Source organism: Natrinema sp. 74 (assembly GCF_046097095.1).
Taxonomy (GTDB): domain Archaea; phylum Halobacteriota; class Halobacteria; order Halobacteriales; family Natrialbaceae; genus Natrinema.
On sequence record NZ_CP175699.1, the window covers coordinates 38,826 to 58,811 of the forward strand.

Consider the following 19,986-nt stretch of genomic DNA (forward strand, 5'->3'; position numbering starts at 1 on the left):
TGGCGCTCCTCTCTGCCCGGTGCGATCGATTACCCGTCGGGTCCGGACCCCCTCGTTACCCGAATGTATTATATGAAAGACATATCAGGGCAGAAGATTCATCACGACCTACAGTCATTCGTTCGCTGTGCAATGGCAGCGGATGTGAACGCTCTCCGGTGGAAGATAGGGTGGTCGCCGCGGTACGTGATAATCGGTGTTGCGATCGTCAGTGCCGTTTTCGGGGCGGCGGTAGACGCGGTCGGGCCGGCCCTCGTACTCGGCGTTCTCGGGGGGGTCGGGATCTGGTACTGGGGAGTCAGAGAGATCAACAATAAGTACGAGCCGCAGTTAGCGGAGTTTATTAGCGACTCGGAGCGCACGGCGAAACGGCGTATCGCGGTCGAAAGCGCAGCCTCGTACAACTTGACATCTCGCTCTGGAGGGTCGCCGATGCTCGTCGAACCTGCGAGCGCGTACGAGAATACGACGATCGTCCTGACCGAGACGTCGATTAGCCTCTACGGCGGGGCCGAATACGATATGAAGTCCCGATCAGGGCGGGATGGCGGAGATACCAGCGAGATCTACTACGATCAACTGACTGGCGTCCGATCGAAACAGGAGAGAGACGTTACCGAACTCGAGATCCAGACATCGGGGGGAGACTCAACTCGGATCACCTCGTACGCGACCGATACCGTCGACGAGCTCGTCTCCGAGATCCGACACCGCATTCGCGAACTCAAAGGCTCCGATTCGGAGCGGGGACGAAATACCGAGCCCCAGTCGGCAAACCGAGTCCGATCGGCAGCGACGCCTCACAAAGCGGCAACACAGGCGCAAGCCGACAGGTCGTCGGTATCGGCGTCCGCTGATCGGTCGGTCGACGAGGAGAACGCCACTCGAGAGACGGACGGGGCGTCGGACGCTGATCGAGCGACGGCAGATTCGATCGCAGCGGTCGCAGACACCGTCGCCTCGAGAACGCGGCCGACCGATCCCGTAGCCGACGAACTCTGTCGCGTCCTCGCAGAGCCGTCACCGGCGGAAGACTCCCTTGAGGAGGCACTCCAGCAGGCGGTCGACCGACTTGAGGAGGCGGGGACGGTCGCGGACGCCATCGACGGTATCGACGATCCGACGGCGGACGCACAGATTCAGTCTGCAAAGCGGACGATCAGCGTTCGAGAGGGAGATATCGCGGACGGCCTCGAGCCGGTGTTCGATCGGGTACTCGATGAAAGCGCCGAAGCGGCGACGATCGAAGCCGACCTCTCGGAGACCGAGACCGAACTGGAGCGAGCAACCCGAGAGTACGACCGGATAGGGACCGCGGCCGAAACGGTCTGTCGCGAAGCCGACCGGAGTGGAGCTCTGACGTTCCAATCGACCGATATCGCCGATCGGACGGCGGAACTCGCGGATGCTCTCGAGCGCGAAGCGGTCACGTTCGAGCGGCCGGGAGCAACACGGGAAACGGAGACGGGGCTTGCGTCGCTCGCCGGCGACCTCGAACGCTCGATCCGGACCCAGTCGCCCCAATCACAGGAGTTACTCGAGACGCTGAGCGAGCCGACGTCGAACGACACCACAGCCGTCTTGCGGTCGACGGTTGATTCCCTCGATGCGTACGCGGAGCTACAGGCGTCCATCGCCGATATCGGCGAACACGACGTCCGGCGACGGCTCGACGCCCTCAATGACGAACTCCAGGCGAAAGACGGTGCTATCTACCGGCATCTCGCCGACCGGGTCCGCGAACTCGAGGCGATGCTCGAACGCGAGGGAATTACGGACGTTCAATTGTACGCAATCTATCAGGAGAGCACGTTCTACGACCGAACGCTGTTGCCGCGGTTGTCGCGGTCGGTGGAGACGGACGACGCGGCCGAGACGGGACGATCGATCGCTGCTCTCGAGGACCGGATCGACGCGATCGAACGGGAGTATATCGGCGTTCGAGCGGATCACAACCACACTATTCCGCGACACTTCCTCTCGCTGGCAAACGACCTTCGGGCGGAGGCCCAGCGCATCAACGACGAGAGGCCGATGCACGCGGCCGGCCTCTGCTCGGCGGCTGACGAGATACTCGCCCATATCGAAGCGCTCTACGAGCAAAACGAGTACAGCGTCATGCTTCGGCGACTCCGCGGCTAGTTCGCCGATCGGAGCGGCCGAACTCGTCTTCCACTCGTCACGTATACGTCGATCGAAGTATTCGCGAACGAGCAGTCTTTCCTCGCATATTCATGTTACATACAGAGGAGTGTACCATTCATTATCGTCTCGAAAAACGGATATGAACACGGAATGTGTTATTGATAGAAGCGAACGGGAGAGTGTAGCAATATTCGCGATTTTCACTACCCAATACTAACAGTAATCGCCCGACTACGGGGCCATTACCTTTAATAGACGTTGCTCGAGTGAATCGATTGATAAAACATGTACGCTCGGATAACTACATTTAGAACGAGAAAAGACACGCTGTTGATAACACTATGACGTACTTGTTCGTTGGGGCCGGACAAGCAGGGGGTGCGATCGTCGACGCCGTGTTCGAGTACACTGACGATTCGCTGCTGGGACTGTTCGATGCTGCCGACATTTCGACGCTCGGCCACCCGCTCGTCTTTAACTCGACGATGCGGGATCTCCAGAATCTGTCGAACGTGCCGCCGGAAGACCAGTACGGAATCGCAGAGCAACACGGCCTCGTCCAGGGAACCGAACCTGGATTCGAGGAGACGGTGACGGGCGGGTTCGGACGGGATCCGGTCGACGCCGACGAGGTGATGGCAGAGCACGCACCGCAGGTCCAGACGATCCTCAGTGAGAAATTCGACTCGTCGTTCGAGAACGAGACGGCGTTCCGCGACGAGCCGGTCGACGACGATGATGACGATGTGCCGGCCGAGACCGTCGCCGAACCGACGGAAACGGGCGTCCAGTTTGCATTCCTGTTTCTCGGACTCGGCGGCGGGACCGGCTGTGGGATCGGCCCGCACCTCGCCCGTGAGATCAAGGCGTTTACCGACGAACGGGCCAAGGTGGTCGCCGTAGCGGTGTTGCCGAACACACAAGCGGCGGGCGCGGTCGGCGAATCGGACGGCGAGGACGACATCGGTGCCGGCCGACAGGCGTGGAACGCGTGCTACGGCCTCGACCGCCTCGAGGACGAAGTCGACGGGATCATCCTGATCGACAACCAGCGCATCTCTTATCTCGATTCGGCTGGCGGGGAGTTTGGCGAATACAACGAGTACGTCGCCGCGTCGATCTACGATCTGGTCGCCGGTCCGGTGTTGAGCGGGATCGATCCCAGTGCGGTCGAGGGTGTCGACACGCCCGATATCGACGTTCGGGACATCGTCACGTCGCTGTCTTTCGGCATCGCTGGCGAGGAGTCGGAACCGGGCTATGCTGCGCTCGGTCGCTCGGTGACGATGACGCGGTCGCTGCCGGGGTATCTGTTGCCGTTCGTGGGCAAGCGGGATATCGACAGCGCGGCACTGTCGCGGCTGTCTGCGGCCAAACAGACGCTCGCGAAGACCGATATCGGCGACGCCCAGAAGGCGATCTCGTTGATTAGAGCACCGAAATCGAGCCTCGGCTCCGGGAGCCACAGCGTCGAGATCGGGACGGTCAAGCAGTACTTAGAGCGGAGCAGCAATCTGAGCGAGGTGAACATCGGGGTCGCGATGAGCGACCGGAACCTCGCATCGGTGACGACGTTGCTGACCTACCGTCGCGAGGACCTCGACCGACTCGCGGATATCGAAGCGGCGGCCGACGCCTACGAGGAGGAAACGGAGGAGTTACTCGCATGACTCGAGGCCGACGGAGCGCGGTGTCTCTGCTCACGGTCGTTGTCGTACTCGTCGCTCTCACAGCGACGGTCGCGGCCGACGGGTCTGCCGTAGAGACGACGCTCGATAAGACCGAGGCGGCGGCCGACGCGACGGCACTCGCGGACCAGACGATGCTGCTCGCGGCCGGCGGAGCGCTGCTGGGTATCGGGCTCGGCGCAGCGATCGCGAGCGGCGTCACCTACTGGTACAAAAACCGGGAGATCGGAGGTCGGCTACAACCATGAGGGGGCGTCGACTCCTGCTTTTCGCGGTCGTTCTCGGAGCGGCACTCGCCGCGGGTTCGGGGACTGCCACCGGTGCGAGCGATGTCGACTGTCCCGAGGACGGTTCGACCGTCGTCGGTGATATCGGTGGCGAGTGGGTCGACGGTACCGAGACGCTCGTCGAGGACTCGAGGTTCGATCTCGCCTATTGTAACGGCGGTGATGCATCCACGACCGACTGGCTGGCCGAGGGCGACGGGTTCACGATCAGCGAGTCGGCGAGCGAGGACGGCATTTACACCGTCACGCTTACTGGCGACGGCTCTGGGCGGATCGCCTTCGCCAAGCACGTCACCCTCAACGCGGGCGAAGCAGACGGGCTGACGGTCGAGGTGGCGATGGCCGGCACCGGCGGAAGCACCCTCGAGGGGATCGATGACCCGCGAGCCGTCGCGTACCTCGACGCGCGAGCGGCGCTGGCGAACGCGACTGCGGAACTCGACGAGACGACGACGGCCATCGAGAACGGCGAGGCGGACATCACAGCGGCCGAGGACGATCTGAATGAACTCAACGACGCGTACGGAACCATGACTGCACGAGAGGAGGCGCTCACCGACTATCTCCTCAATCGAACGGAAAACGGAAACGCGAGCGGAGTGCTCGGCGCGCTCGCGGCGGTTCGGACGAATGCGAGCGAACAACGCAACGCGACGGCGGCGACCCTCGAGCGCTACCGCGAGGTCGTCGAGGCAGAGCGAACCGCGGCGCAGTCGACAGTTCGGCTAACGACGGTCGGTTCGCTCGCCGCGGGTCTCGTGGCCGGCGGGAGTGCGGGCGTGGCAGTCCCACTCGTCGCGGCGCGGCGCGTCGAGGAGGCGATGAAGCTGAGTCGGAACGTCTCCTACGACCGGAAGACCGCACTCGTTCCGATTCTCGTCGGAATCGTCCTCGCGATCGCTGGAGTGGCCCTCCTCACAGCCGTCGTCGATCCGTCCCTTCTCGAGGTGGTCCGATGAACGCGAACGTAAAGAGTGCGCTCGGAGTCGGTGGCATCGTCGTCCTGGCGGCCACGGTCAGTGCAGGAGTGTTCGTCTCGACCAGTTCCGATATCGCGGTCTGGTTCGTTCTCGGTGGTCTCCCGCTGTTCATCATCGGCGGGATTGCGCTGTACGTCCGCAGTGTTGTCTCTCGCAAGGGGACGAGCGAACGTCAGTACGTAACGAAGCAGGCACGAACGGTTGCACAGGACTTCCAAGAGACCGTCCGGGAGATCAACGACCTCCGCGGGGCCTATTCCGACTGGGAGTTCACCGCAGACGCGCAACTCGAGTCGGTCGCTGGCGATTTCCGGGCACAGGGCGTCGCGTTCGACCTCGAGTCGGGCGCGTTCGATCTCACGAAGACGGTCGGAACCGCCGACGTACAGGCGTTCGAGACGATCTCGAGCGAAATCGACCGCCTCGACGAAGACGTTGCGGCGGAATTCCGAGCGTTCACGACCGCCGAACTGTCTCGTATCGAAGACGCCCTCGACCGGCTCGAAGACGTCGATCTGGTCACGCGAGATGCCGCGATCGACGGCCCGGACGAAGCTGCGGCCGTTCCGGCCTGTCGCGATACGGTCGACGCAGCGCGGTCGGTCGCGACGGAGACGGTCGAGACGGCGATCGAAACCGTCCGCGAGATGGGACGGGGCGAGCAGCGACCCGAAGACAACAAGGCGATCGATCGAGACCTCGAGGCGGCCGCGGACGCCGTCGACCGAAATGAGTTCGGAGACGCAGTCGAGTCGATCCTCGAGGCGCGAGACCGCCTCCGCGATCAGTTCTCCGGATCGTTCGACGCCGAGCGGGACGCGGTACTATCGTTGGTTGACGCCGTCGAGGATGCCGGCGTGGCCCCGCACGTCGACGCCGACTCCCTCGACACAGTCTCGGCCGTCGAATCTGCCGTCACGGGAATGGACTCAGCGCTCGATCTCTCGGCGGTCAGCCGCCGTCGCGCGGAGCTCCGGCGGACCTGTATCGATATGGTGGCCGCCATGGAGCGCGACCTCGCCGACGAGACTGAGCCGCTCCGCGATGCGGACCTTCCGGCCGGCTACTACGCGGAACCGGCGATCGTCGACGAGACGTTCGTCGACGAACTCGAGGGCCTCGACGACTTCGAGCGGTTCACCGAACGGTGGCGCGAGATCGCCGGCGAACTGGCCGACGCCATCGACACCGCGAGCACCAAAGCCGCCGTCGTGGGGGCTTACGACGATATCGCCGAGACGATCGAGGCCGAACTCGAGGCGTCGGGCGAGGTGACGGCCGACGATCTGCCGGTGCGGAATCCCGATGAGTTCCTCGGACTCTACTACCGGCGTAACGAATCGGTCGAACTCGAGCCGGACGTACCGGTGCTCCGTCGCGGCGACGTCGAGAGCCACGATCTCACCGTCGGCGTAACCTACGAGCGCGGCGGTTCGAAGCGGACGGCGACGCTGTCGCTGTCGGGATCGGGCTACGACGAGACGGCGACCGTCGAGACACGTATCGCCGGAACGGCGACGTTCGAGGACGTACCGGCCGGCAGCTACGCGCTCGCGGCCGATCCCGGCGACGAGACGTTCGCACCGATCGACCGGGAGGTTCAGGTCGACGGGGAGACGAGCGTCGACGTCGAGTTCACCGAACAGAGCCTCCGAGAGCGAGTCTGTACCGACACCGACGCGGACATGCGCGAGCATCTGTCGGAGCTCCGTCCGCGCCTCGAGGAACTGTACGAGAACGAGGGATACGTGTCGACGGCGATGGGGCTTCCCGTACGGTCGGCACACGCCCCCTGTCTGCTCGCCGTCTGGGCCGAGACGGACGGCTACGACGCGACGGAGACCCCCGACGGCGAGATCGTCGTCTTCGAACGCGACCGACTCGAACGCGAACTGACCAACGTGGTCAGGTACAACCTCGAGCCGGGCGAGCGACTGCCCTTCGACGAACTCGAGCGGAACTTTCTGACGGCACCGGTCCCGCGGTCGGTCATTCGAGACGGTATCGCGGAACTGAGCGAGGAGCACAACGTGACGACGACCGACGACGCAATCGAGATGGACTAACACATGGCACAAACGGACACGTTTACGAGATGGAGCGTCATCGCCTCGGGAGAGGGTGGCGGGCGAATCGCATCGCAGTTTTTCGACCGCACCGAGAACCCGGGCATCGACGACCGAATCTTGGTGATGAACACGAACAGGGCGGACCTCCGAAATACGATCGACCGGCTCAAATCGAAACTGGGGGCGACCGAAGAGGAGGACGTAATCGAATCCCACGCCCTTGAGTTCGGCTCCCAGCAGGGGGCCGGGAATTTCTTCCCGAACGGCGAGGCCTGTGCGCGGGAGGACCTCGATCGGATCGTCAACCGAATCACCGAATTCGGGACGACTGACGCGTTCATGCACGTCGCGACGCTGGGAGGGGGGACAGGTAACGGGTCGATCCCCTATGTCGTCGACCAGTTCAAGGACGGACTCAGCGATCTAAACGAGGACAACGCCGCTGAAGAGTGGATGGACAGCGTGATCCACGCCACCGTCGGCGTCTGGCCCTACTACTACGAGCAACCCCAGCGCCACTTCAACGCGGTCTGTGGCCTCTCGCGACTGCTCCGGACAGACGACGACGAGCAAAACGCCGATATGGTACTGCTCGCCTCGAACTCTCACCTCGACGACGAGAACGGAGCCGCCGGTCAGTACGATTCGATCAACGAGGCGATCATCACCGCGGTCGATCTGATGATCGGGGCCGGCCGCGAGACTCGCAGCGTCATCGACATCAAAGACTACGTGACGATTCCCTCGCAGATGGACGCCTATCACTTCACGCCTGCCGTCGCGACGGATCTCAACGGCTCCATCTACGAACTCGAGTATATGCTCGATCAGGCGGCCGAGGGAGCGTTCGTGCCGATGGACGTGGAGACGACGACGGCCGCTTACGCGATCGTCCGTGCGCCCGAGCGCATGATCGACGAGGGCGAGATCACCGAGCCGGAGGTCTACGAGGCGTTCCGCGAGTGGACCGGCAAAAACGACATCAACGTCGCCGGACAGGCGAGTCTCACGCCAAAGCGCGGCCGCGGGAGCGACGTCGACGTCCTCCTCTTGCTCGGCGGATTCGACCTGAACCCGCTGCTCGACCACTCGTGGGACGACTTCGAGATGCTCAGTGACAGTCTCGCCGGGCGCTCCCGTAGCGGCGGTGTCGACCTCACGACCGCGCAACTCGACCGAATCGTCGATAATCTCGAGTCGTACGTCGAACGGAACGCGGAGTGAGTATGACGGCACTGCCACCGCTTCCCGATGATCGCCCGACCGCGAGTCGCCTCCTCGTCGCCCTCGTTTTCGCGGTCGTAGTCGCCGGTGTGCTGGTCACACCGGTGACGGCCGCATCGGTCTCGACGGTTCAAGACGGCACCGGCGACGTGCAGATCACCCGTAATGGCAATTCCATCACTATCGATGTCACGGATCTCGAGGATCCTCCCGACGAAGTGACCGTGACGGTTACCGACCCGAACTCGAGCACATCCGTCTCCGTAAACGTCAGTGACGGGGCGGGTGACGTTGCGGTCGAGAAACTGGTATCGGGTGTCGCTGATGGCAAATCGTTACTCGATGCGACCGTGGCGGTCACGGCCGGCGAGGTGACCGACGAGGAGACACTGGACCTGCACACCGTCGCGTTCGATACGAACGTCCCGGTTCGAATCGAGGACGGATCACAGATCGTGGTTCCATTCAACCGATCCGAGACGAACGGCATCACTGATAACACTACGGTCGAGGTCACCGTCGATAACACCGACCTCGAGGGCGGGACGATCCGGGCGAACGGCACCCAACTTGTGATCGACCAGTCGGCGGTAACCACTGTCGTCGACACCGCCGAATTTGACCTCAAGGCGGCCATCGGCGACGATCCGACGCAGACGACGACCGTGCCTCTCGGTCCGGACCTGCGGGATGTCGGCGATCAGCCGGTCCTCTGGCATCCGCTGCTCGAGACCGGCACCGTATACGACCTCTCGATCGAAGACGGCCGCGGGAGACAGTACGTGAACAACAGCGTCGAGCCCGTTCGTGCCGGTGAGATCGAACTGTCGCCCCTCTCAGGTGCAAACACCGTGACGGCCTCCGTATCGTCGGCCGAGGGGGTGCTTCTCGACGACCAGGACCTTTTCCTCGGAGCACCGTACCACCTCTCCGCGACGGTCGTGGACGACGGCGCGGCGGTCACGTTCGACGAGAGCGTCGACGGACTCGGCGTCTCCACGCTGATCGTCAACTCCAGTGCGAACGGGATCCGACAGTACGAATTCGAGGACGGAACGACGATCGAGAACGGACGACTCGCCCTCGAGAGCACGACGGTGACCGCGGCCGACGAACTCGTCGTCGCGACTGACGCGGGGATCGCTCAAGTGACGCTCACCAGTGCCAAATCGACGAGTAAAGATTCCGACGGCGGGGGCCTGATCGAGGCACTGGTCGACACCGGCAAGCATGCGTCACCGCTATTTCTACCAGCTCTCGTCGGACTCCTCGTAGGATACGGATCATATCGGTTGCGCAATGAGTGGACGAGAAACCGACTCCGCATCAGCGCCACCATCTCTATCGTACTCGCAGTGGCGACCGTAGTCGGACTCCTCTACCTCCTCCGTGGAGTACCAGCGATCCTGACGCTGTTGTCCTTCGGAGGGAACGTCGCCGGTGTCCCGCTCGAGGTAGCGCTGTGGCCACACGGTCTGGCCATCAGTGGCGTCCTCCTCGGTGCGACCCTGGCACCAGGAACGTACTACCTCCTCGGCTTCTCGGCCGGCGTCGATCGGAACACCGGGTTCACCGTCGATGTGACTGTTACCGACGGAAATCAGCCATTGAGTGGCCGAACGAAAATTGGGTACAGACGAGTAGACGATACGAGCGCTGATGCAAACAAGGTGACAATTTCGGATGGAGTGGGGCGACTTAGAGTTCCGAAACAGGGGACGTGGAACATTGCCGCTAAGCACGGCTCACATGACTCAGATGTCGTCAAAGTTAGCAAGCGAAAAACGAGTGCCACACTCACCGTCTCGTTCCCAGCGACGGTGACGGTCACCGACCGCACCGACGGCGAACCGATTGACGGCGCGGCGATCACGCGGATGGACAATGGATCCACCGAAACGGCAGATGCGACCGGCACCGTCACCCTCGAGCCCGAAGAACCCGGTTCACGCGTCGAGATAGAGCTCACTCACGAAAAGTACGAAGACCGGACAGAGACGATAGAGTTTACCCAGAACGGGGACCGAACGGTCAAACTTGCACCTCGAACCGGACGCGTGCGATTGCTCTCACGTGTCGACGGCGTTCAGACGCCGTCGATGCCGCTCCGACTCAGTCCGCGGGAGACGGTGGTACAGGACCGATACGGGACCATCAGCATGACGAGCGACCGCGATGCGCTCGCCACTTGCGAGGGTCTTCTGATCGGACAGTACCGCGCCGATATCGACGCGCCGGACGGCCGTGACCACCTATTCGATGGCGGAAAGTCGATTTTGACCGTCCGCGAAGATCGATCCACGAAGGTGGAGGTCGACGCCCGCTTTACGTGGTCGCTATCGTCGACCCACCAAGATCAGATCGATCGCCTGCGGCGAAAGGTTCGATCACTGTCCGACCACAGCGGTCGGGACACGACGATTCCGCGCTACTACGGCTCGGTCGTTCTGGCGATACTCGAGACGGTCGAGTCCCTGCCGGCGGCCGGTCACCACTTCGCACACAGCGAGGCGGAGCCTGACGCCGTTGCGGACGCCTTGCTCGCCGCCGCCGAAAGCGCGATCGGCGCAATCAACGACGCGATGACGACCAAGCGAAACGTGGACCTCTTCGCCGCCTGTGCGGACATGCCCGATCCCGACGTCGCCTGGGACGGTGACTGCGAGCTCGAGACGGTCCTCGAGTGGCTCGAGTCGGATGCGATGACACAGCGAAACGAACTCAAGAGCCGTTACGAGACCGTCACTTCGCAGGTCGAAACCGAGCGGGAGTCGGTCTCGGAGGCTGCCCCCGCCGAGGAGATGTTGCGACGGGCCTGGGCGCTCGGCAGCGACGCCGGGCGCGGGACGGAGGCGATCGTCACCATCTACGCCGCGTTGCTGTTGCTCGAGGCGGTCGAAGACGTGTTCGAGCACGATCCCCTCCGCGATAGGCTCTCACGGACGGTGTTCTAACGATATGCGCACATACGACACACGACGAGCGGTGGTGCTGACGGCGATACTCGTCGTCGCGACGATCGGGACGGGACCGCTTTTCGGAGGGACCGTCGCGGCACAGGAGAAGACCGCGAACGACTACTTCGAGACGTTCCGCGGGATGGAAGGGACCGAAGCCTACGCGGAGTACGACGAACTGGAGACAGTCCGGACGTTCGCCGTGTCCCAGACGCAGGTGACGGGTGAACTCTCCGCCGCCGAGCGCGCGGAGTTCGAGGCAGTCCTCGGCACGTTACGGGCCTTCGATCGCGCTTATACGCGCGCCAACGGCGGCGAGTACGAGGCGAGTCTCTCGGCCGCCGAGAACGTGAGTGCCCACGTCGATGATCTCGAGGCGTACGATCAGACCCAGGCGACGCTCGTCAGCCTCGCACTGACGCGATTCTACGAGCGACTCGGCAACGGTCTCTACGAGGAGGCCAACGCAGCGAATCGGACGCCCGTTCGAATCGAACGCCTCGAACTGTCCGCAACGGCCTACGAGCGAGCGGACATGCCCGAGGAGGCGGCTCAGTACAGGGTCCAAGCCGAGCAGTTGCGTACGACGTACGAACGCGACCGAGCGATGATCAATACCGCAGCGAACGCCACTACCGCCTTCATCGAGGACTGTACCGACTGTGCGAGTATTCAGGCCGCCGTCAGCGCGAACGGCCTCGAGACGTTCACAGCGTATCAAGACGCACGGCGCACTTATCACCGGATTCGAGACGCACAAGACCGCGCGGCCGATCACGGACTCGCCGACCGCAAGGCGGACCTGGCTGCGATGGGCGACGAGGTCGCCGAAATGCGGACGACGCTCGCACTCGCCTCGAGCGCGATTCTGATCGGCTACGGCGTCATCGTCGGGCTGTTGGGAACGCTCATCGTCGGTCGACTCTTCGTCTGGCGGCGCACGTACGAGGCCGCTCGAATCGGCTCGGTCGTGGCGGTGGGTGAGAGCGATGTCTAAGCGAGCGCTGCTCCTCGCGGTCGTCCTCGCCAGTGGTCTGATAGCGGCCGCCGTGCCGGGGGCAGTGGCACAGCACAGTTCGGTGACCGTCAGTCAGTCACAGGTCGATGTCGGAACGAGCACCGAGACGAACACGATGACGATCGAAAACACCGGTAACGAGACCGCCACGTTCGACGTGACGGTCGATGACTCGCCATCGGGCGTTACCGTCGATCCGGATCAGGACACCGTAACGCTCGACGCTGGCCAACAGACGAACGTCACGCTCACTATCGACGCGGCCGATGATGCGGGCGGCGGTGAAGTCGTCGTGAGCGCCGGCGATAGTTCGGCCAGCTTCGACGTTACTCGCCCCGCCATCGCCGGCTTCGAGAACGAACCGCTCGACATCGGCGACGTACTCGTCGGTGAGAGCGCATCCGGTGCCGTGAGTATCGAGGAACTCACCGGCGAGGGGACCCTCACCAATGTCGATGCGACCGTCGTCAGTACCGATCCGGACGCGGACCTCGGCGTCGGTGCGAACAGTACGTCGATGTACTGGAACGTCTACGTCGACAGCGATGTCGAACAACACGAGACGCTCTCGTGGAAAGTCGAACTCGTCCCAAACGGGAACACTGACGCGGCCCGGACCGTCGAGGTCAAGAGTCGCGTCATCTATCCCGCCGACTTCGGTACGATTAGCCTCGAGGACGAAATGACGTTCGACGAGCCGCGGAACTCGACGTCGACGATCACGAAGACGGTCGACCTCGAGGTCGAGAACGCGGGGGACCTCCCGCTCGAACTCGATGAGGTCACGGCGTACTCCTCGAACACCGGGATCAACGTCGAGGTCGCCGATCGTCCGCAGACGATCGACGGCGGGAGACAAGTACCCGAGACCATCGAACTGGCGGTCACGGCCGACACCGGACTCGAGGAAGGCACGTACACCATTTCGGGCACCGTGAGTTCGACGAATGTCTCCGCCAGCGATACGAGATATCGGGGGAACGTCACCATCAAACACGGCACGCGACTGGACGTTCCTAGTCGGATCGACATCGGTGACGTGCCGATCGGCGAACCCAAACGGCGGTCGACAACTATCGGTGAGGCCCTCGGCTATAACGACGTCGCGAACCTCGAGATAACGCACAAGAGCGGCCCGGAGCGGTGGATGACGATCGAAAAGGCTCCGTCGGAACTGGCCGCCGGCGGCTCGCAAGCGGTCGTCTTCCGGACGGCCTTCGACACCGACGCGGATCTGGGGACAAGCTACGAGTGGACGTATACCGTCGACGGTGACGGCGTCAAGAAAGAAACGATAACCGTCGTCGCGTCGCCGGTCCCACTCGATCTCGATCCGATCCGACGCGACATCGCCGCGTACGACGGATCGGTTGCCGAGCGGACCGTCTCAATGATCGAGACGATGGACCAGCGAATGCGAGCCGGGACCGTCTCTAACAAGGACGTTACCACGGTCCTGTCCTACGGCAGCGCCGTGTCGCTATATCTCGAGTCGATGACGGCCGCACGCGACCATCAGTCGGCCGGCGAGTACGAAGCGGCGCAGACGGAAATCGTCCAGGCCGCAGCGGCCTACAACACGATGACTCTCTACGGGGACGAACTCGAGAGCGAGGCGTTCCGGGACGACAGCTCGGCGGTGGAGACGACTGCCAGAAACAACCTCGATACGGTCATTAACGACCAGCAGACGTATTACGAAGACCGCCTCGAGACCGGAAACGTCTCGCTGGTGGAAGAGGCGACGATCAAGCGACAGCTCGCCCGAATCGTGTCGCTCCAGGGCGATGCCGAGCGGGCGGCGGAACTCGAAGCGAGCGCCGACTCGGCGTTCGAGCGCTACACTGAGGCGGTTTCGGACGGGGAACAGGCCCGCCAGCGCGCCGCGAAGCTCTGGACGACGATGAAGTCGGAGCAGTTCGTCACGGTCGCCGGCCAACCCTTGCTCCTGAACCCGGCCGAATACGACGCATACACCGACCGCGTCGACGCGATGAACGCCGCCTACGAGAACGCGACCGCAACGTTCGAGTCGGCCGGCGAGACAGGCCGCGCCGACGCGGTCGCGACACAGCATCGAGAGCGGATGAACAAGCTCCGGGTGACGCGATTGTCGCTATTCGGTTCGATCGCCGTGTACGCGCTGCTCGTTGCTGGGATCGTCTTCCGGACCGCACGCGGAATGTACTGGTATCTCCGGGACGCACGCGAGTCGGTCAGCGGCGACTTCCTCGTGTAAGGGTCGTCGCTCTTTGCGCGGAGTCCCTCCATCGTTCTCGCATCCCCGACCGGATCACGGAAACCGGCTATCCTAGTTGGGCCGGAACGGCGTCGACAGTGACGACGGCGCGTCCGGTTTGGCGGACACGTCTTCGACTCGTTCGACCGACCAGCGGTCGCGGTGTGCATCGGTCCATGCGGCCTCGTCTTCGGCCGACGGGCCGGCCGCGCGAACGGTGTATTCACGGCCGGTATCCGCGACGGAGTACCGCACCGTCGCGTCGAACGACGGGTCTGTCACGCCGGACTCGAGGTCGACGAAGTGTTCGATTCGATCGCCGACCGGAAGGTGTTCGCGGTGCGCTTCCGAATAGAACAGTTCGTTGATCGGCTCACCGCTGGCCGACACCGCGACATCCGATAGTGGACGATCACCGTCGTTCTCGAAGGCGAGCACGACAGTTGCGTACTCGCCGGCGACCTGTGTTTCCGACCCGATCGCGAGCTCGAAGGGGTCGTCGTTGACGCCCGGATCGGCCGCGACTGACGATATCGTCGCGACGATGTCGACCTGCCGTTCGCTACCGTCTTCTGCAATTGCCAGCGATCCCTCGAGCGCATCCGCGTCCAGTTCGGTCGTGCTGTCGAGGGTGCCGGTCACGGTGGCCGACTCACCGGCGTCGAGCCGTGCCTCGAGCGACAGCGTCCGATCGGCGACCTTGAGCCCGCGGATCCGGCGGGGCTGGCCGTCGCGATTCTCGAGTTCGACGACAACAGAGCCGTCGGCCGGATCGACGGTCGCCCGAACGGCGACACCGTCTGCGGCGGCCGTGATCGTGCGCTCGGAGAGGGTCGCTCGGACTGCCCCGTCGGCACTGATCGATACCGGCGACAGGGTCGTTTCGTCGCCCGAGTAGACCGCTACGGAGCGCTCGAGGGAGACACATTCGCCGGCCTCGAGTCGTCCGACATCGACGGTCGAGTTACCGATGTCGGCGGAGACGGTCACCGCAGACCGGCCCTCATTCTCAATATCGATCCTGTCGCGAACCGCGTGACCGATCGGTACTGCCTCGTCGGAGACTCGCCGCGTCGCGGTGATGTGTGGTTCGGTAGTGGTATCGCTAGCAATAGCGGGTTCGCGGATCTCCCCGTCGTCGCTGGCCGTGGATGCGTCGCCAGTCCCGGTATCGACGACTGCTGGTTCGTCGGCGGAGTCGGTCTCGCCGACCGCGAACCCGGCGGTGGAGCCGCCGTCGCTATCCAGTGTCTCAGTCGATGACCTGTCCGCCGGTGTCGCCTCGAGCGAGTCGGATTGGATCGCTTCGGAACCGTCGTGGCCGCGGTTCGGCTCGGTCTCGTCAGCGACTCGACCCCGCTCGCGTCCGTTGTCGACTCGCTTTGACTCGGAGCGTTCGGTATCGGTTTGACCCGCACCGTCGTGATCGGATCCGAGCGATTGCGTTCCGCCGATTCCGACCGACCGAGAGAGCGTTCCCGGGCCCGTCCTGGGGAGTCGGACCCGCTCGTCGACATCGATGGACTCGAACCCGATTCTGGCGGTTCCGTCGTCGAACCGGGGGACGACGAGCAGGAGTTCGTCCCGATCGAGCGTCACGTCAGTTCGAACGCGGCCCGCACCCGGGAGTTCGATCACCAGCCGATCGACGACGGTCACTGGTCCGTCGGACGCTATGGTCGCTCGAATCGCATCTCCGTCGCGTTCGACGTCCACCGTCGGTGCCGGCGGTAGCGTACACGTCGGCGCGTACTCCCGACGACGGTCGCCACGAGCGACGTCGAGCCCGACGGAGACTCGTCTGTCGGGTTCGTATGGCCGCGTGACCGTTCCCGTCCATTCCTCGCTAGGATCGAGGGTGTTCGTACCCGCGTTCGTCTCGAGCAGTCGAACGTCCTCGAGCGAGACCTCGCCGACGTTCTCAACCGTGACCGCGAGTTCGGCGACACCGTGTTCGATCCTCGCCGCCTCGAGGTCGGCCTCGACATCGATTTCGCCGCTCGCAGCGTCGTCGAGGTCGATCGTCGCTTCCTCGACGGTCGCCCCGTCTACGGAGAGTTCGACCATCGTCTCCCCTTCCGACCGGACCGACTCGACCGGGAAGTTCACGAGCGCGGTCTCACCGGCCTCGAGCGTCGTCGATCGCTCACTCGGCGAAAGCGATGCCCCGTCGACGCAGGCGGCAAGGGAGACGCAGCGCTCTCGCTCGCCCGCGTTCGTCGCCTCGATGTCGATCGTCTCGCCGACGCCGACGGACTCGGTTGCAACGGTGAAGTGGAACTGTTCGCGGCTGTACGTGTGAATCGAGATGGTCTCATCTCGAACCGCACAGACGAGTGCGCCGTCGGCCGTCGCGTAGCCGTTGCCGCTCGAAAGGCCCGCGATCGAGGATGTCGAACCCCCGGGATCGACCGCGCGGATACCGTCCGTGGTGGTCACGAGCACCGACGACTCGCCGACCGGTGCGACGTGGGCCGCCGCGCATTCCGTCTGCCAGCGCGACCGGCCGGTCTCGAGGTCGGCGGCGACGAGTTGATCGTTCTGCAACGCGGCGACGATCGCGTCGTCACACCGTCCTAGACTCCGCACGACGGCCTCGAGGTCTCGGTCGAAGCCGATCTCGCCGTCCATGTCGACTCGAGTGAGAAACGACCACGTCGCGACCACGAAGCCGGACGGCGTTCCGAGCAAGCTATCGTCGGCCGGCCCGCCCGGCCGTGCGCGCTCGACGTCGAACCGGTCACGGCCGCTCGCGACGTCGACGGCGCGGAGCCGGTCAGGTCCGAGCACACCAACGAGGTCCGCCTCGGCGATCGCGGCGATCGCATGGCCATTGGCGGCCGACTGCCGTCGAATTCGATCGCCGTCTCGCGAGTAGCTCGTCAGCGTGTCCGCCGACAGGACGAAGACGCGATCGGCCACCGCGATATCGACGACTCGGTCGCCGTGGTCGATTTCGACTCGGTCTCCCTCCGAGATCACGATGACACGGTCGTCGATCCCGACGGCTATCACCGCATCACCGACGCCAACGGCGTCGATGCGTCCGCTCTCGAAGGCGTCGACCTGTCGATAGCCGTCACTCATCGTCTACACCTCCACTCGAGCCCGCGTCCGGCTCTGGTTCCTCCTCGCCGGTTTCTGCCCTGACCCGTTCTGCCGGGTCGGTTTCCGCTCCCCCACCGAACAGGCCGTCGAGCGACGGCGACTCCGTTCCGAGTCGCATTCCGAGGCGCTCGGCCTGCTCCTCGACGTACCGCTTGAGCTCCGGATACCCCTCGAGATCGTCGATCTGCGTCCGCACGCTCGCGACGTACTGTCGGATCGTCTTCGGTTCGGTCGCCGCGAGGCGCTCGAGGAAGTAGTCGGTGTCCGGCTCGATGGGGTCTCGATCGGAGAGGTGAACGCTCTCGACGAGTTCGCGCTGCAGTTCGCTACCGAGAACGCGATCGGCGATTTCGGCCGGCGTGTACCCTTTCGATTCCGCGCCGATGCGCTCGTAGTCGATGCCCGTCGCTCCGGTCATCGAAGAGAGGTGTTTTCGCCAGACTTCGGCCATGACCTCCTCGTCGGGCTGTGGGATGAATTGCTGAATCGGAAACCGACGCGTCGCCGCCGGATCGATCGTAAACGGCATGTTCGTCGCCCCGATCACGAGCAGGTTGTCCTCAATCTCGTTCATCTCCTGCAGGAAGGCGTTCGTCAACGACCGCTCGTGGCGCTGTAACGAATCGTCGCCGCGATCCGGAATGAGGGTGTCGACTTCGTCGAAGAACAACACGGCGAAGCCGTCCTGGGCGATCCCATGTGCTTTCTCGAAAATCGCCTCGACGCGTTTCTCCGATTCGCCGGAGTATTTCGAGAGCACGTCGCTGCCCTTGATCTCGAGGAATTTGACCTCGCCATAGCTGTCCTCGATGCTCGAGTTGAACTTCGCCTCATGGGCGATCGCCTCCGAGATGAGGGTCTTCCCGCAACCCGGTGGGCCGTACAGCAGCATGCTGTTCCCTCGAGAAGCGAACTCGTCGCCGTAGCGGTCGATGACCTCGTCGCGAACGTCAGGATCGAACAGCGCAAGCAGGTTCTCCGCGGTTCGCTTGACCTCCGGCAGGCCGGCCACGTCCTCCTCGAAGCTCACAGTGGGCTGTTTGGGCTCGATCGACACGTCGACCGATTCGTCGTCTGTGGTCTGCTGTCCGCCGCGTTCGGGTTCCGAACCGATCGGTTCCACGGGCCGATCGTCCGCCGTCGCTTTCCGCTCCCGATACTCGCCAGTGTCGACGAACTCGATGTCGGTGTCGGCAGTCACTTGCACCGTCCCGTATCCGGACGGCTCGATCTCAATCGGTTCGAACGTCTCGAGGCTGTCCCCGTGTTCGACGACCTCCTCGATTGGATGCATCAAGTAGTTGCTCTCGCGGAGGAATGCCGCCAGTTCGGACTCGCTCGTTTCCGCGTAGATCGAGACCGAGTTGCAGTCAGGAATCTCCGCGGCGGAAACGTCCGTATCGACGAAGAAGTCTCGGCTGCGATCGAAGCCGCCGAACAACCGCTCGGCGTTCTCGTGCATCCTGACGTCGTTTCCGATATCCCCGAACAGGTCATCGACGGGCTTGACGTAAAAGTACGCGTGGTGGCCGTTGTGTTTCAGCCGGACGATATCGGTCGACGCGCTGACCTTCGAATCGCCGATCTTGACGTGTGACGTCGGCTGTCGTGACAGCGCGACCGGCGTGAGATTAAGCATGGTTTCGCTCCGTCATCGACATCGCGATCCGTCCGACGTCCTCGAGCAGGTCGAACGTCTCTCGCCGCGTCGTTCTGTAGACGAAGCGACCGATCGTCAGCCCCTGTTCGAACAGGTCCCGGAGTGCGAGCAACCGCTCTAAAAGCGTCCAGAACGCGGTTTCGACGGCGTCAGACCCGTCGATCGACGCACGGCGATGGATCCGGCGGTAGCCGTCGATCAGCTCTGCGAGCCATTCGCTTAGCTCGGCCGCGAGCAGCCACCAGTTCCGGAGCCACCGCGACTTGTCGGTCAACGGAACGCGGATCGTTCCCGGCTCCACTTCGACGATCCGACCGGCTCCCAGCGCCCGGTCGACGCTCTCCGCTGGCGGTTCGGCGTCGTCCCCGTCGGCGATTCGGGCCCGAACGATCGACTCGACTGCATCGTCGGCGTCTCGTCGCTCGTAGCCGGCCAGTTCGACGTTCGTCACGGCGACCGTCGATAGCTCGGCGACGTCATCGATCGCCGCCACCGCCTGCGCTCTGATCCGTCGTACGGTCTCCGTTCGACTATACGTCTCGAGCGACAGCGCACGCTCGAGGGCGTCGTCGACTGCCCTGAGCGTTTCGATGAACGATGCGGCGTACATG

Annotated in this window: 12 protein-coding genes; 9 read left to right on the forward strand and 3 right to left on the reverse strand. The window is 63.7% G+C overall.

All coding sequences use genetic code 11. The features are described from left to right. The first annotated feature begins 432 nt into the window (after positions 1–432). The 9 genes from ACJ70B_RS18195 to ACJ70B_RS18235 all read left to right on the forward strand — a co-directional run bounded on the left by ACJ70B_RS18195 (position 433) and on the right by ACJ70B_RS18235 (position 14,607). Positions 433–2,142, forward strand: a complete 1,710-nt coding sequence (locus ACJ70B_RS18195) for a hypothetical protein (RefSeq protein WP_408960442.1) — start codon at positions 433–435, stop codon at positions 2,140–2,142. Between the two features lie 344 nt (positions 2,143–2,486). After that, entirely contained in the window at positions 2,487–3,815 is a 1,329-nt protein-coding gene (locus ACJ70B_RS18200) for a cell division protein FtsZ (RefSeq protein ID WP_408960443.1), read from the forward strand. After that, on the forward strand, positions 3,812–4,081 hold the full coding sequence (locus ACJ70B_RS18205; protein ID WP_408960444.1) for a hypothetical protein: 270 nt from the start codon (positions 3,812–3,814) through the stop codon (positions 4,079–4,081). Before ACJ70B_RS18200 ends, ACJ70B_RS18205 begins: the two co-directional genes overlap by 4 nt. Then, positions 4,078–5,079 (forward strand): hypothetical protein, encoded by a 1,002-nt coding sequence (locus ACJ70B_RS18210; protein WP_408960445.1) that lies wholly within the window; start codon positions 4,078–4,080, stop codon positions 5,077–5,079. Before ACJ70B_RS18205 ends, ACJ70B_RS18210 begins: the two co-directional genes overlap by 4 nt. Further along, the gene (locus ACJ70B_RS18215) at positions 5,076–7,166 is read left to right on the forward strand and encodes a hypothetical protein (protein ID WP_408960446.1); all 2,091 of its coding nucleotides are present in this window, start codon (positions 5,076–5,078) and stop codon (positions 7,164–7,166) included. Before ACJ70B_RS18210 ends, ACJ70B_RS18215 begins: the two co-directional genes overlap by 4 nt. A gap of 3 nt (positions 7,167–7,169) precedes the next feature. After that, entirely contained in the window at positions 7,170–8,393 is a 1,224-nt protein-coding gene (locus tag ACJ70B_RS18220) for a hypothetical protein (protein ID WP_408960447.1), read from the forward strand. A gap of 2 nt (positions 8,394–8,395) precedes the next feature. Further along, positions 8,396–11,347 carry a hypothetical protein gene (locus ACJ70B_RS18225; protein WP_408960448.1) on the forward strand — a complete coding sequence of 984 codons (2,952 nt, stop codon included), beginning with the start codon at positions 8,396–8,398 and terminating at the stop codon, positions 11,345–11,347. Positions 11,348–11,351: 4 nt separating this feature from the next. Then, entirely contained in the window at positions 11,352–12,347 is a 996-nt protein-coding gene (locus tag ACJ70B_RS18230) for a hypothetical protein (protein WP_408960449.1), read from the forward strand. Next, positions 12,340–14,607 (forward strand): hypothetical protein, encoded by a 2,268-nt coding sequence (locus tag ACJ70B_RS18235; protein ID WP_408960450.1) that lies wholly within the window; start codon positions 12,340–12,342, stop codon positions 14,605–14,607. The genes ACJ70B_RS18230 and ACJ70B_RS18235 overlap by 8 nt, the downstream gene beginning before the upstream one ends. A gap of 72 nt (positions 14,608–14,679) precedes the next feature. On the opposite strand, the gene ACJ70B_RS18240 is transcribed toward ACJ70B_RS18235, so the two are convergent. The 3 genes from ACJ70B_RS18240 to ACJ70B_RS18250 are packed head-to-tail and all read right to left on the reverse strand — an operon-like array spanning position 14,680 to position 19,985. Further along, positions 14,680–17,694, reverse strand: coding sequence for a hypothetical protein (locus tag ACJ70B_RS18240; RefSeq protein ID WP_408960451.1), 3,015 nt, complete (start codon positions 17,692–17,694; stop codon positions 14,680–14,682). After that, on the reverse strand, positions 17,687–19,354 hold the full coding sequence (locus ACJ70B_RS18245) for an ATP-binding protein (RefSeq protein ID WP_408960452.1): 1,668 nt from the start codon (positions 19,352–19,354) through the stop codon (positions 17,687–17,689). Before ACJ70B_RS18245 ends, ACJ70B_RS18240 begins: the two co-directional genes overlap by 8 nt. After that, positions 19,347–19,985 carry a hypothetical protein gene (locus ACJ70B_RS18250; RefSeq protein WP_408960453.1) on the reverse strand — a complete coding sequence of 213 codons (639 nt, stop codon included), beginning with the start codon at positions 19,983–19,985 and terminating at the stop codon, positions 19,347–19,349. The genes ACJ70B_RS18245 and ACJ70B_RS18250 overlap by 8 nt, the downstream gene beginning before the upstream one ends. Position 19,986: the final 1 nt, after the last annotated feature.

What these genes read in the sequence shown, in the direction of transcription:
- ACJ70B_RS18195 (WP_408960442.1), top strand. Translation starts at nt 433, where the DNA reads ATGCTCGTCGAACCTGCGAGCGCGTACGAGAATACGACGATCGTCCTG.
- ACJ70B_RS18200 (WP_408960443.1), top strand. Translation starts at nt 2,487, where the DNA reads ATGACGTACTTGTTCGTTGGGGCCGGACAAGCAGGGGGTGCGATCGTC.
- ACJ70B_RS18205 (WP_408960444.1), top strand. Translation starts at nt 3,812, where the DNA reads ATGACTCGAGGCCGACGGAGCGCGGTGTCTCTGCTCACGGTCGTTGTC.
- ACJ70B_RS18210 (WP_408960445.1), top strand. Translation starts at nt 4,078, where the DNA reads ATGAGGGGGCGTCGACTCCTGCTTTTCGCGGTCGTTCTCGGAGCGGCA.
- ACJ70B_RS18215 (WP_408960446.1), top strand. Translation starts at nt 5,076, where the DNA reads ATGAACGCGAACGTAAAGAGTGCGCTCGGAGTCGGTGGCATCGTCGTC.
- ACJ70B_RS18220 (WP_408960447.1), top strand. Translation starts at nt 7,170, where the DNA reads ATGGCACAAACGGACACGTTTACGAGATGGAGCGTCATCGCCTCGGGA.
- ACJ70B_RS18225 (WP_408960448.1), top strand. Translation starts at nt 8,396, where the DNA reads ATGACGGCACTGCCACCGCTTCCCGATGATCGCCCGACCGCGAGTCGC.
- ACJ70B_RS18230 (WP_408960449.1), top strand. Translation starts at nt 11,352, where the DNA reads ATGCGCACATACGACACACGACGAGCGGTGGTGCTGACGGCGATACTC.
- ACJ70B_RS18235 (WP_408960450.1), top strand. Translation starts at nt 12,340, where the DNA reads ATGTCTAAGCGAGCGCTGCTCCTCGCGGTCGTCCTCGCCAGTGGTCTG.
- ACJ70B_RS18240 (WP_408960451.1), bottom strand. Translation starts at nt 17,694, where the DNA reads ATGAGTGACGGCTATCGACAGGTCGACGCCTTCGAGAGCGGACGCATC.
- ACJ70B_RS18245 (WP_408960452.1), bottom strand. Translation starts at nt 19,354, where the DNA reads ATGCTTAATCTCACGCCGGTCGCGCTGTCACGACAGCCGACGTCACAC.
- ACJ70B_RS18250 (WP_408960453.1), bottom strand. Translation starts at nt 19,985, where the DNA reads ATGTACGCCGCATCGTTCATCGAAACGCTCAGGGCAGTCGACGACGCC.